The 13,499-nt window shown below is 51.0% G+C and carries 12 protein-coding genes; 9 read left to right on the top strand and 3 right to left on the bottom strand.

Annotation, left to right across the window (positions count from 1 at the left end):
- Positions 1 to 80 precede the first annotated feature (80 nt).
- Both AC1DF0_RS16255 and AC1DF0_RS16250 read right to left on the bottom strand, forming a co-directional pair.
- On the bottom strand, positions 81 to 770 hold the full coding sequence (locus tag AC1DF0_RS16255) for an LrgB family protein (RefSeq protein WP_442049275.1): 690 nt from the start codon (positions 768 to 770) through the stop codon (positions 81 to 83).
- Positions 767 to 1,144, bottom strand: a complete 378-nt coding sequence (locus AC1DF0_RS16250) for a CidA/LrgA family protein (protein ID WP_442049274.1) — start codon at positions 1,142 to 1,144, stop codon at positions 767 to 769. The genes AC1DF0_RS16255 and AC1DF0_RS16250 overlap by 4 nt, the downstream gene beginning before the upstream one ends.
- A 110-nt stretch (positions 1,145 to 1,254) precedes the next feature.
- On the opposite strand from AC1DF0_RS16250, the gene AC1DF0_RS16245 reads away from it, so the two are divergent.
- Positions 1,255 to 2,187 (top strand): LysR family transcriptional regulator, encoded by a 933-nt coding sequence (locus AC1DF0_RS16245; protein WP_477574768.1) that lies wholly within the window; start codon positions 1,255 to 1,257, stop codon positions 2,185 to 2,187.
- Positions 2,188 to 2,265: 78 nt separating this feature from the next.
- The gene (locus AC1DF0_RS16240) at positions 2,266 to 2,907 is read left to right on the top strand and encodes an NAD(P)-dependent oxidoreductase (RefSeq protein WP_477574767.1); all 642 of its coding nucleotides are present in this window, start codon (positions 2,266 to 2,268) and stop codon (positions 2,905 to 2,907) included.
- Positions 2,908 to 3,002: 95 nt separating this feature from the next.
- Here AC1DF0_RS16240 and AC1DF0_RS16235 read toward each other — a convergent pair whose 3' ends face one another.
- On the bottom strand, positions 3,003 to 3,779 hold the full coding sequence (locus AC1DF0_RS16235) for a Cof-type HAD-IIB family hydrolase (protein WP_477574617.1): 777 nt from the start codon (positions 3,777 to 3,779) through the stop codon (positions 3,003 to 3,005).
- A gap of 133 nt (positions 3,780 to 3,912) precedes the next feature.
- On the opposite strand from AC1DF0_RS16235, the gene AC1DF0_RS16230 reads away from it, so the two are divergent.
- The 7 genes from AC1DF0_RS16230 (at position 3,913) to AC1DF0_RS16200 (ending at position 13,469) form a co-directional block, all read left to right on the top strand.
- Positions 3,913 to 4,467 (top strand): NADPH-dependent FMN reductase, encoded by a 555-nt coding sequence (locus AC1DF0_RS16230; protein WP_442049272.1) that lies wholly within the window; start codon positions 3,913 to 3,915, stop codon positions 4,465 to 4,467.
- 159 nt (positions 4,468 to 4,626) lie between these two features.
- Complete coding sequence (locus AC1DF0_RS16225) at positions 4,627 to 5,211, top strand: TetR/AcrR family transcriptional regulator (protein WP_442049271.1); 585 nt, start codon at positions 4,627 to 4,629, stop codon at positions 5,209 to 5,211.
- 61 nt (positions 5,212 to 5,272) lie between these two features.
- Positions 5,273 to 6,721: a DHA2 family efflux MFS transporter permease subunit gene (locus AC1DF0_RS16220; protein WP_442049330.1), complete on the top strand. Its 1,449-nt coding sequence runs from the start codon at positions 5,273 to 5,275 to the stop codon at positions 6,719 to 6,721.
- A gap of 182 nt (positions 6,722 to 6,903) precedes the next feature.
- A complete protein-coding gene (locus AC1DF0_RS16215; RefSeq protein ID WP_442049270.1) occupies positions 6,904 to 8,508 on the top strand; it encodes a glycoside hydrolase family 43 protein in 1,605 nt (534 codons plus the stop codon).
- Positions 8,509 to 8,554: 46 nt separating this feature from the next.
- On the top strand, positions 8,555 to 10,321 hold the full coding sequence (locus tag AC1DF0_RS16210) for a sensor histidine kinase (protein WP_477574616.1): 1,767 nt from the start codon (positions 8,555 to 8,557) through the stop codon (positions 10,319 to 10,321).
- Positions 10,314 to 11,909, top strand: a complete 1,596-nt coding sequence (locus AC1DF0_RS16205) for a response regulator (protein WP_442049268.1) — start codon at positions 10,314 to 10,316, stop codon at positions 11,907 to 11,909. The genes AC1DF0_RS16210 and AC1DF0_RS16205 overlap by 8 nt, the downstream gene beginning before the upstream one ends.
- 207 nt (positions 11,910 to 12,116) lie before the next feature.
- Positions 12,117 to 13,469 (top strand): ABC transporter substrate-binding protein, encoded by a 1,353-nt coding sequence (locus tag AC1DF0_RS16200; RefSeq protein ID WP_477574615.1) that lies wholly within the window; start codon positions 12,117 to 12,119, stop codon positions 13,467 to 13,469.
- The last annotated feature ends 30 nt before the right edge of the window (positions 13,470 to 13,499 follow it).

Here is a 13,499-nt window from a genome sequence, read left to right as displayed (position 1 = left end):
CAAGCATTACAACATATAAGCTGCTTATGAAGGTCGCAGGACTTTTCATGAGCAGCTTATTTGTTGTGTATGTCATTTACTCATTGCAAGTAACCAACAAACCAAGGAGTGGTCACCAGCGTAACGAAAGCGGTCAGCATCATGGCAATTGTCGCAACGGAGCCGGATATGGGATCGTATTCCATTGCTTTCGTAATTCCGGCTGAGTGGGCGCTGGTGCCGAACAAAACGCCTCTGGCAATCGGGTTGTCGATTCTGCACCATTTGACGATTAGCGGCCCTACAATCATGCTCAGCAACCCAGTGACGAGCGTTGCAACAGCTGTAATCGTCGGCAGCCCGCCGATGCTGGCAGAGATGGATATCGCGATAGGCGTTGTGGCGGAACGCGGGGCCAAGCTGTCGATGATAGCGATCGGCAGTCCGAACATATAGGCGATGCTGGCGGAGGTGACGATCGCTAACGCAGCGCCGCAGCTAGCGCTAATCGTAATGATGGCGGCATCTTTTTTGAATACGGCAGCATTCTTGTACAAAATGACGGCAAGCGCGATCGTTGCAGGCTCAATCAGCTTTGTCAGCAGACCGGCCCCTGCGTTATACGATCGAAAGGATACACCGCTCCAATGCAGGGCGGCAATGACGATGATCGGCGTAATGAGGAGCGGGGTTAAAAGGATTTTACCTGTTTTGGAATAGACAAGCTTTGAAAACCAGAAAACGGCGATCGTGATACATAACCAGCCAATCGGCTCTAACAGCTTCATCATTGCCGGCCACCTGCTCTCCGTCTGCTTATGTATTGCCCGAGCAGTCCGCTGCACAGCATGACGGCGATGAGGCTCAACAGGATCGTCAACAAGATAGGTATGCCGCTTCGCGCAATCAAACTTCCGTAATCAATAATGCCGACTGTCGAAGGGATGAAGAACAGCAGCATTTGGGCGAGCAGCCAGGTAGCGCCTTGATCGATCCAATGCAATCGAATAACCCCGAGTTGGAGCAAAGCGAATAGGAAGATAATGCCGACAATCGTGCCAGGGATCGGAATATGCAGCCATGCAACGAAGGCGTCCGATCCTTGGGCGAGCAGGACGAAAAAGATAATCTGAGCAATGGTGCGCAATATGGATTTCACTTTCATCAGTCCGAACCTCGCTTTCATTCCATTAAGTATACGCAGTGCCCTCTTATGAGTAAAATGAATATATTGAATTGTTTTCATTCCATTTGGTTATGTAAAGAGGTGATCGTATCGACGTTCGGCAATTGCAGGTTGTATCGGAAATTGTACGGCAAGGCAGCTTTACGAAGGCTGCAGAGACTCTCCATGTCACGCAGCCTACGATTAGCAAAATAATTAAGAGCATAGAGGATGAACTGCAAATGGAACTGTTCGCGCGCGAAGGGAGAGCCTTCAAGCTGACAGATGCAGGTCATGCGATTCTACAGCATGCAGGCCCGATTTTGCAGGCCTTCGACAATCTGATGCAGGAATTAAACGATCTGTCCTACTTGAATAAAGGGAGTATCCGCTTCGGCGTGCCGCCGATGGCGGGCGCGCGTTTCTTCCCGGAAGTCATCAAGCAATTTCAAGAAAATTACCCGGGCATCACGCTCGGCATGCTGGAGGACGGCGCGAGGAAGATTGAAGAGAGCGTTGCGGACGGCACGTTGGATGCCGGGGTAGTCCTATGGCCGGCCGATGAGGCGATGTTCAATTCCATCCCCATTGTGAAAGACCGGCTAAAAGTGATCGTGCCGGCGAATCATCCCTTCGCGGAGCGTCAGCGGATCAGCCTGAGAGAGCTTGCAGCAGAAAGCTTTATTTTGTTCAATAGCGACTTTGCGCTTCACGGACGGATTATTAACGAATGCCGACAAGCGGGCTTCGATCCTCGCATCGTTCATGAAAGCTCGCAGTGGGATTTCATTGGCGGGATGGTCGGTGCGGGCTTGGGGGTTGCCATGCTGCCCGGAGCCGTATGCAATCTTCTTGATGAGGAGAAGACGAGGGCAATCGAGCTTGATGATCCGATCATTCCTTGGGAGCCGGTGCTCGTATGGCGAAGGGAAGGTTATCTGTCCCGCGCAGCAAGGGAATGGGTACAGTTTATGACGGACTATTTCAGAGAAAAGCAGACTAAATTGCACGAGCAATCGGGGATGATTGGCGAAAACGGTTGACATAGCAGCCTATTGTAACTATTATAGTTACAGGAAGTGTAATTGTGATAGTTACAATAAATCGGGAGGTCATTTATGATGAAAATAGCAGTTATCGGTGCAAGCGGCAAAGCAGGGAACTTAATCTTGAAGGAAGCGGCTGCTAGAGGCCATGAAGTTACAGCGATCGTTCGCAACGCAGCCAAAGTTAACGAAGAAGGCGTGAACGTCATAGAGAAGGATTTATTCAATCTGACTTCGGCAGACTTGAAATCATTTGATGCGGTTGTTAACGCATATGCGGCACCTCACGGCGAAGAGCATCTGCATGTGGAGGCTGGACAAGTGCTTATTCATGCACTCCAGGATGCTCCGAACACTCGATTGCTCGTCGTGGGCGGAGCAGGAAGCCTGTTCGTCGATGAAGCGAAGACGGTCAGACTAGTTGAAACACCGGAATTCCCTGACTTGTATAAGCCGACTGCGCTTAACCAAGCGAAGAACCTGAACGACTTGGAACAGTCGACAGGCGTTCAATGGACGTTCATTAGTCCTGCCGCATTCTTCGATGCAGAAGGCAAGCGGACGGGCGCTTATCAGGTAGGCGCGGATAACCTGCTCGTTAACGCAAAGGGCGACAGTTATGTCAGCTACGCTGACTATGCAATCGCAGTGGTTGACGAAATCGAGCAGCCGAAGCATCTGAACAAACGGTTCACGCTTGTATCCGAAGGTCAATAAATCGATTACCACAGCACACAAAAAAACCGGCCGCAGCTCACGCTGCTTGGCCGGTTTATTGCGTTCCGTTGCAATTTATACTACAACTGAAGCTTCTAGTCGATCAGACCTGCATACTGCAGCCCTTTGCGAATGCCGCCTTCGTCGACGTGAGCAGTCACATAGTCCGCATAAGGCTTCACTTCTTCATGGGAGTTGCCCATCGCGATGCCGAGGCCGACAACGGACAACATCTCTACGTCATTGAGTCCATCCCCGAAGGCCACCGCTTCGGATACGGATAGATTGAGGTGCTTCAGCAGCGCCTCAATGCCTTGCGCCTTCGATCCATCGGATGGCAGTACGTCGAGCGCAGTCTTATGCCAACGGATGTAGCGCAGCGCAGGTACGGCTTCGTTATACAGATGCTCTTCATGCTCCTCGCAATGAAGGAACACTTGATAGATGCTGTCGTTCTTCCAGAAGTCAGGGTCGTAACCCGGCAAGTCGACTCGAAGCGACTTGACGGCATCCACCATATGCGGATGGCTTTCCTCGCTCGCATAGAACTCGCTGTGTCCTTCGAACACGAGTGAATGGTTATGCTTGGCCGCATGGCCTACGAGCGCTTCAAGATGCTCGCGCGGAATTGCTTTCTCGAAGATCGGTTTTCCTTTGTAAACCACATATGCGCCGTTCAGGCTGACGAAGCTGTCGATGCCGAGCTGCTCGGCGATCGGCCGGAAGAAATATGGAGCTCTGCCGGTTGCGATAACGGCTTCCACACCGCGGCTCTGCAGCGCGCGTATGGCGTCGATCGTATCCTGCGGAATTTGCTTCCGCTCATTTACTAACGTTCCGTCAATGTCAAAAAAAGCAATTTTGTAGCTCATCCCAATATGATCTCCTATCCATAAATCTTCTATTTGATTCATTGCGTTGTATATTGTGGTAATATAACATCAGATGCCGTTATTAGGCAATCCAAAAACCATTTCCAATCGGACAAGGAGTCGTTGATTACATATGAAAATCGCAGCGCTTGTCGGCAGCAGCCGCAAAGGTTCGTTCAACAAACAAATTGCTGAGTTTATGGTGAAGCGTTATGCCGGTAACGGCAAGCTGACCATCGAGTTTGTGACTATCTCGGACCTTCCGCTCTACAACCAAGATAATGAATTGACACCGCCGCCGTCTGTTATTGAAGCCAAACGAATTGTCGCTGAGTGCGAAGGCGTACTTATTGTAACGCCTGAATATAATCATTCCGTGCCGACCCTGCTTAAGAACGCATTAGACTGGTTCTCCCGCGTCGACAAGGTGCTTGTAGGCAAGCCGGTATTCATCGTTGGCGCATCGCCAGGCGTGTTAGGCACGGCAAGAGCCCAAATACATCTCCGCCAAATTCTTAATTCGCCGGGCATTGCAGCCCTCACGCTGCCGGGTAATGAAGTATTCATTAATGGAGTCAGCGAGAAATTGAACGCCGATGGCGAGCTTATACATGAATCGACGGTTCAGCACTTGGACAAGCTGGTCGACAACTTTATCGGCTGGACACAGCGTTTGAAGCAGCAATAATAACCTCGTTATTAACGATAAAGGCCGGTTCGTAAGCTAGCTTATGAGCCGGTTTTTTTGCGTCTTGATGAAAGCGCTCCATAAAAGTTGAGGTTGACAGCGAACAAATATTCTGGTTTTATTATGTAGACCGATCGTTATAATGAAGAGGGTGATCCGGTGTCAGAGAAGCAAAATGCTAAGCAATCGATTGTGGAAACAGCCTCCAAGCTATTCGTTACGCAAGGCTATCATGCGACGGGACTTAGTCAAATTATTAAGGAAAGCGACTGTCCCAAAGGCTCTGTATATTATTACTTTCCGAAAGGGAAAGAGGAGCTGGCGATTGCTTCCATCGAATGTACGAAGCAAGAGGTGCTTGCGAAGTGGCATGATTGCTTCGATAGAAACGAACATCCCGCTGACGCAATTGCGATGTGCATCAACGAGCTGGCCGAAGACGTCGCCAAGAACGAGTATGAAGGTTATGTGCCGTTCAGCTTCTGGTTGGCTGCCGAGACATCATCGGTCAGCGACAAGCTGCGGGAAGCATGCCAATCCGTATTCGCCGCATGGCAAAATGTCATTTCCAGCCGATTGATGGTGACGGGGATCGGACAAGCTAAGGCTGCCGAGCTCGGCATGGTCATCGTATCCCTGCTCGAGGGGGCGTTGCTGCTCGCCATCACCAACCGCGATACGACACCGCTTTTAAGCGCTGCGAAATACGTGCCCTATCTGATCACGAAATGCCCTTCTTTATAAGGTGAAAACGTCATGCATACATCAAGACCTGATATAGGAGGAGAGAAATTTGCAAGCTACAATGACAGCAGGCATGCAAGATACGGGAGTGAAATACAAAGTGCTCCCGATTATGATTTCATTATTATTAAGCGGCTTTATCGGCATGTTCAGCGAAACGGCCCTAAATGTCGCGCTTAGCGATCTCATTCAAGTATTTCAAATTACGCCGGCAACGGTTCAATGGCTGACGACGGGGTACTTGCTTACTTTGGGCATTTTAGTGCCGATATCCGGCTTATTGCTTCAATGGTTTACGACGAGGCAGCTGTTTATTGCAGCGGTTAGCTTCTCGATTCTCGGAACGTTCATCGCGGCGATGGCGCCGAGCTTCGAAATGCTGATGACCGCACGCGTCGTGCAAGCAGTCGGCACAGCGCTGCTGCTGCCGCTTATGTTCAATACGATCCTTATTATTTTCCCAGCGGAAAAAAGAGGCGCGGCCATGGGCATTATCGGCCTAGTCATTATGGTTGCTCCGGCGGTCGGACCAACGATTGCCGGTCTGCTCATCGATAAGCTGAGCTGGAACTGGATTTTCTGGCTTTCGCTGCCTTTCCTTGTTATTGCTCTTATCTTCGGTATGTTCTTCATGCAGAACGTTTCGGAAATTACGAAGCCGCGAATCGACTTGTTCTCGATCCTGTTCTCGACGCTTGGCTTTGGCGGCGTCGTGTTCGGCTTCAGCAGCGCCGGTGAAGGTGATCATGGCTGGAGCAGCACGAAAGTGATCGTCTCGATGGTTGTGGGCATCATTGCCCTCATTATTTTCGCAATACGCCAATTACGCATGAAAGAACCGATGATGAATCTTCGCGCGTTCAAGAAGCCGATGTTCGTAGTCGGAACGTTAATGGTATTCATTTGCATGATGGTTATTCTGTCTTCGATGCTCGTCTTGCCGATGTTCCTGATATCCGGGCTAGGTCTTAGCGCGCTGACAGCAGGCTTGGTGTTGCTGCCGGGCGGCTTGATCAACGGTATTATGTCTCCGATCATGGGCGGCCTGTTCGATAAATTCGGACCCAAATGGCTCGTTATTCCTGGTCTAGTCATCGTTGCTGCCGTACTTTGGTTCTTCTCCGGCATTACAACGGCATCAACGCTCGCGCTCATTATCGTGCTTCATTCCTGCCTGATGATCGGCATTTCGATGGTATGGATGCCGGCGCAAACGAACGGCCTGAACCAATTGCCGCGCGAGCTGTACCCGGATGGCACGGCGATCATGAATACGCTGCAGCAGGTAGCCGGTGCGATCGGCACAGCGCTTGCGGTAAGCATTATGACGGCGGGCAGCAAGACGTTTATGGAAGGCGTGGACAACGCAGCCGACCCGGCGAACATTCCGCTAGCCTTGACGGCAGGCATCCAGAACGCCTTCATCTTCGCGATGGTTGTCGCGGTTATCGGCCTTGTCGTTGCGTTCTTCATCAAGCGCGTGAAGGTAGACAAAGCGAATCAGCATTAAACTTTATACTTGGCGGCTAAGTGCACACTCGTGCAGTTAGCCGCCTTTTTTTTCGTTATCGGAAATTCAAAACATGTTTAAAAAAAGCACACGGAACTAAAAAAACTTGCATACGCGCAGCGAACCTCCTGTGCTAGTCTGATTAACATAGGCTAAGTATCATTATTATTGGAGGAACGCGTATGCAGTCATCTAATCTAACCATTCAAAATCCGATTCTCCCCGGCTTTCAGCCCGATCCTTCTTTTGTCCGAGCGGGAGAAGACTATTATATCGCCACTTCGACGTTTGAGTGGTTTCCCGGCGTGCAGATCCATCATTCGCGAGATTTGATTCATTGGGAGCTCCTGCCTCAGCCGTTAACCCGCCCAGAGCAATTGGATCTTCGAGGCATACCGAGCTCAGGCGGCGTATGGGCGCCGGCGCTCTCTTATCATGACGGCATGTTCTATTTGCTCTACACAAATGTAGCTGCCCGCAAGAGCGTCTACAAGGACTTGCGCAATTATTTGGTGACGGCCGAGAGCATAGAAGGACCATGGTCCGATCCGGTCTTCCTGAACGGCAGCGGCTTCGACCCTTACTTATTCCATGACAAGGACGGCACGAAGTGGGTGCTCAATATGCAGTGGGATTTCCGAGATGACCACAAGCGGTTCCGCGGCATCGTCATGCAGCAATATGATCCTCGGCAGCAGAAGCTTATCGGTCCTGTTAAGACCATATACAATGGAACGGATATTGGCGTTACTGAAGGGCCGCAGCTATTCCATCGGGATGGATACTACTACTTGCTCGTAGCCGAAGGCGGTACAGGAGTTAATCATGCGGCAACCCTTTCACGCTCGCGCCATATCGAAGGTCCCTATGAGACGGATCCTGAGTATCCGATCATGACAACGAGAAGCAATCCGGACTTCCCGCTGCAAAATGCGGGCCACGGCTCGCTCGTCGAGACGCATACGGGCGAGTGGTATATGGCCCATATTTGCAGTCGTCCATTCGAAGGGACGAAGCTTAATCCGCTTGGCAGGGAGACGTCGATCCAGCGCTGCCGCTGGACGGAGGACGGCTGGCTGCGCCTCGACCACGAGGGTCGGCTTCCGGCCTTGACCGTGCCTGCGCCGCAGTTCGCTTCCGAAGCGGCAACAGCCATTCAGGCGATAATGGAGAAGGACGACTTCGATGCGGCTGAGCTTCATCGCGGCTTCCAGACGCTTCGGGTGCCTGCCGACCCGTCGTGGCTCACTTTGACGGAGCGTCCGGGTTATTTGCGTTTGCGCGGGAGAGAGTCGCTGTTATCGTGGCACCGGCAGAGTATGGCCGCGCGCAGGCTTCAGCATTTTAGATGCTCGGTCGAGACCCGGATGGAATATAATCCAGATCATTTTATGCAGATGGCCGGTCTCGTCTTCTATTATGATGAAGCGGATTATTATTATTTGCGAGTGACGCAGGACAGCGAGAAGGGCCGTGTGTTAGGCGTCGTGATGAGCAAGGCTGGCAAGTATGAGGAATGCAGAGGGCAGGAAATCAACGTGGATACATGGGACAGCTTCTATTTGCGAGCTGTCGTTCGGGATAGGGAGCTTTGCTTCTTCGCTTCGCCTGACGGGGATCTTTGGCAGGCGGTCAGCGATACGCTCGACATCGGCAGTTTATCCGATGAATATGGCGGCAAGCTTGGCTTCACGGGCACGATGATAGGCTTATGCGCGCAAGATTTGAACGGAGAGCTTAAGCATGCAGACTTTGATTATTTTAGTTATCGCCCCTTTTTGCATTAGCCGAGCCTATGCGGGCATGGTAAAGTTATGAAGGGGAGGGATGCCGATGTTCAGCGTGTGGCAGCAAAAGCGGCGAAGCATGTTCGTCAAGTTTTCGGCAGCTTTCATTCTCGTTGGTTTGATTCCGTTGCTTGCGCTCAGCTATTATTCCGTCCAGACGTTTACGGGCCATGTGGAGCGGTATACGTCTAACAATTTGAATCAAATGATGCTCTACATGAGCTATAACCTCAATTCGGTGTTCAAAGATTACGACGATGTGTCTCAGCTCATGTATACAGGGAGATATGACGGTTTCTACGAAGGCTCGAACGACAATCAGAGCTATAACGTCAATGAGCTGGAGCAAATCAATTCCATGCCGATCGACGGTTTTTTGAAGACGATCATCTTTAGCGATTCCTATATTCGGACAGCCTATTTCGTAAGGTCCTCGGATAGCAAGCTTTTTTACCAGTACAAAGAAAATCAAGTATTTCAGCCCGAGCTGCTTCCGATCGAGGAATGGGGCAGAAGCTTCGACGAGAAGAAAAACAAAATCGCGATATTTCCGATGCACAAAGAAAGCTACTATAAAAATTCGGATGTGAACGTAATAACGGTCGGCCGTAATTTGATCGACGTATCGGGCACGCTTACAAGCGAGCCGAAGGTGCTCGGAACGCTTTACTTCGATGTCGATATCGCCGTGTTCGATCAGTTTTTCAAAGAGCTGAGCATCGGGAAGGACGACGAGCTTTACGTGCTGGACAGTGAAAACAACGTGTTCTTCAGCAATATGGACATCATGGGTAAGAAAGAGCAGCTGCTGCGGGCTTCTAACGATGATACTCTTGTGTTAACGGAGACCATACCGTATTTGAAAGGGCAAGTGACCGCCTTATTCGTGAAAGAGGACCTGTACGAGCAGTTGGTGACCACGCGTCTTGCCGTCTATATCGCGATCTTCGTCAGCGCGGTCGTTCTTATCGTCATGGGCGCATGGTTCTCGCGCAGGTTGGCAGCTCCGATCAGCAGTTTGATCAAGCAGATGATCAAGGTCGAGTCTGGCAACTTGGATGCCCAGGTCGAAATCAAAGGCAATGATGAAATGGGCAGGCTCGGCCATGGCTTCAACCGTATGGTCGAACGCTTGGGGATATTTATCAACGATGCCTATGTAGCGGAAATCAAGCAGAAGCAGGCGGAGCTTAATGCGCTTAAGAGCCAAATCCGGCCGCATTATTTATACAACACGCTGGAGGTTATCCGTATGAACGCGGTTCATAATGACGCTGACGAGGTGGGCGATATGATTTTATCGTTGTCCAATCAGCTGAAGTACGTCATTGATTACGGTGAGGATTGGGTAACGCTACAGAAAGAGCTTGATCATCTTCGGGACTATTTTTATATCATCCAAGTGCGTTATGAGAACCGCTTCGAGCTGCGCGTTCATCTTTCCGAGCAGGTAGATCCTAACTGGCCCGTGCTGAAGCTGTCGCTGCAACCGATCGTGGAGAATGCGATCCAGCATGGCGTGCGGCCCAAAGGCAAAGGGACGGTAGGCATATCCGTCGAAGCGGCGGATGGACAACTTGCGATTACGGTATACGACGACGGCGTTGGCATGGAGAAGGAGCAGCTTCAGCGCTTGAACGAAATGTTATCCGATCCGAACACCCCCTCTAAGCATGTCGGTATCAAAAACGTCCATGAACGAATCAAAACGGTATGCGGCAGCGAGTACGGGCTAACCATCAGCAGCCGCCAGCATGTCGGTACATCGGTTCATTTGGCTATGCCGATCAAGGAGGGCTATGGACATGATTAAGGTTATACTTGCCGACGATGAGCCGCTTATTATCAAAGGGTTGCGCAAGCTCATCAATTGGGAGTCGATGGGCCTCGACATTGTAGGCCAAGCCTACGACGGCAACGAGCTGCTCGAATTAATCGAGACCAGCCAACCGGACATTATCATCAGCGATATTAGCATGCCGCATCGAACGGGAATCGAGATCATCAAAGAACTGAAGCGAAGAAACCATCCCGCCAAGGTGATATTCATTAGCGCTTATCAAGAGTTTTCCTACGCGAGAGATGCTGTTACGTACGGCGCTGCCGACTATTTGGTCAAACCCGTCGTGAAGCAGCAGTTGGAAGACGTGCTGCTTGGCGTGCTGTCGTCTATTACAGAGCAGCAGGAGGAGTTAAAGCGGAAGAGCAAGCTCCAGCTCTTGGAGAAGAAGAACAGGCATGAAGAGCTGCAGGAGTGGCTGCATCAATTGACGGACGGCACGCTAACGCCGCATTCGGAGGCTTACCGGCTGCTGGCTGCGGAACTGCCCGGTCCCCTGTATTCCGTTGCCATTATCGAGATCGATCAGTTCAAGGACGGTTCGGACCGTTGGTCGGAGAAGGAAGGACGTCTCATTGAATTTGCGATTGGCAACATCGTGCAGGAAATCGTCGTTGCCTCGCATAACGGGTTCGCTTTTCTAAAGGATCATAAATTCGTAGCCGTTATCAGCCACACGGATCGTAATGGGGCTGCTGCGATAGCGGACAACATCGTACACAATATCATGGTTTATTTGAAATTAAGCGTTTCTGCGGGAGTGAGCGAGCCCGTCGACGGAACGGATCGACTGGAGCACGCTTATCGATATGCGGAGCAGGCGCTGCAGATGAACTATTTTCTCGGGCGCGGCAAGGTCATCGCTTATGAGGCTCAAGAATCCAAGCAGCCGTTCGATAAAGAGCTGTACGGCATGCAAATGGAGGTTGTACGCAGTCTGACGGCGAATGCGTGGCCGGATGCCGTCCAAGCTCTGATCAAGCTGCTAGCGATCGTTAGAACGGGCGCCTACGGCAACCGAACGCTCGCCGTATCGACGAGTCTTTCTTCCGTCCTATTTATTTTGCAGGAAATGACCAAAAATGGCGTTCAACTGCCGGACGGCGCGATCGACATGCATGAGCTGCAGAGCAGGCTCGGCTCCTGCGAGACGTTCGAGCGATTGCAGGATGAAACGATCCGCGCGATCGAGCAAATTTACACCATGGTGGACGTCGATTCCGGGAATAAGGACAAAATATTGTTAGCCAAAATCAAGCAATATATCGAGAAGAACTATGCGCAAGAAATTACGCTCGAGTCGGTCGCCGGCATTGCGTTCATGAATCCTTATTACTTCAGCAGCTTCTTCAAAAAACATACGAAGCAGAACTTCAAGCAATACGTTACCGAGGTTAGAATGAAGCACGCGATCAGGCTGCTCCTTCATACAGATGGGATGGTATACGAAATAGCGGAGCAGGTCGGGTACAACAACGCCCGGCATTTCAGCGATATGTTCAAGAAGCAATTCGGCCAGCTGCCGAACGATTACCGCCAGGAACGGAAAAAAAGCGAATGACCGGGCTTCCGGTCATTTTCGTTTTAAGGGAAGCGTCAGAACGTGTCAACGATCTTAAATTAACCGCATACGCGGCTTAAAAAAGTTCATTCTAACGGTTTTCGAACGATGTTACTCTATGTACAGGGAAAGCGTATACACTCGATGCTGCGCACATCGACGACCCAATCCCGGAACATGCATATCAAAGGGGAGGCTTATACACATATGAACAAAAAATCATGGACTCAGCTTGCATCAGTAGCCATTGCTACTTCGCTCGTATTGACGGCATGCGGAGGAAACAATAACGGCGGCAATACGAACAACACCGGCGGGACGAATGAAGKGACGGCAACGAACGCGCCGGGCAAGGAAGAGGCGAAAGAAGTCAGCTTCTCGATCGGTTACGCAACCGGCGATCCGGCAGGCAAAAAAGCGATCGGCGATGCGATCAAAGCGTTCACCGAAGCAAATCCTAACATTAAGATCGTCGACATAAGCGAAGGTACGTCATCCTCTTACTTGGATTGGCTCAAAACGAAGGATGCCGTAGGCGAGTTTCCCGATCTAGTGGAAATGCGCGATACGGAGCTGTTCGCTAATGCCGGCAAGATCGTCGAGCTGCCGTCGGAGCTTCTTGACTTGTTCGGAGAAGTACCGATGGTCGGCGGCAAAGTATACAACGCGCCGCTGACGCTGAACGCGCCCCAAGGCATTATTTATAGTAAAAAAGCTTACGCGGATGCAGGCATTGCCGAGCTTCCGAAAACATACGACGAATTTCTTGCCGCGCAAGAAAAGCTGAAAGCAACAGGCATTACGCCGATCGTCGTTGGCGGCAAAGATATTTTCCATATGGGCTTCTGGCTTAACAAGTTCCTGATTGACGATGTCTATTCCAAGGATGCGGACTGGAACTCCAAGCGCACAGCGAAAACGGTTAGCTTCACGGACGAAGGTCCCGTGCAAGCAATGACGGATTACAAAGAGCTGTTCTCGAAATACGTCGACAAAGGCTGGCTCAGCACGGCCGACAACCAAACGGCATCGATTCTCGTATCGGGCAAAGCGGCGCAGCTGTTCTCCGGTCCGTGGATGTTCACGCAGATCGCCGAAGCCGATCCGAACTTCGAGTTTGGCTATTATCCGCTGCCTGATAGAACGGGCGCCATCAACGTCATCGGCCTGCCGTCGCCTGCTGGTTGGACATTGTCCGCCGAAGCGGCCAAAGATGCGGATAAAGCCGAAGCAATCAAAACGTTTATCAAGTTTTTCTTCAGCAAGGAGCAGTACTCGCAATTTTTGAAAGCGTCAAACGGCATCCCTTCGACGAAGGAACAGATTACGTACGAGTCGACGCCGCAAATGCAAGACGTGCTCAAAGTGATGGCTGATCCTAACGTGAAAAAGTCGCTGGCAATCAATAACTGGTGGGGCGAGAACCAAATTCCTCCGCAATTCCGCAACTGGTTCTACAAGCTGATGCAGGATCTGGTGCTTAAGGATGCGGACGTAAAAGAGTACATGTCCAAAGCGGACGCGGAGTACGATACGCAGGTTAAKGCAAACCAGCAGTAATAGAATGAAGTCGGATGGACCCGAGGCCTT

It is taken from the genome of Paenibacillus sp. 05T425, from assembly GCF_056396205.1.
The sequence above is the reverse complement of the archived record's forward strand: the minus strand, read 5'-3'. Positions and strand labels throughout refer to the sequence as shown.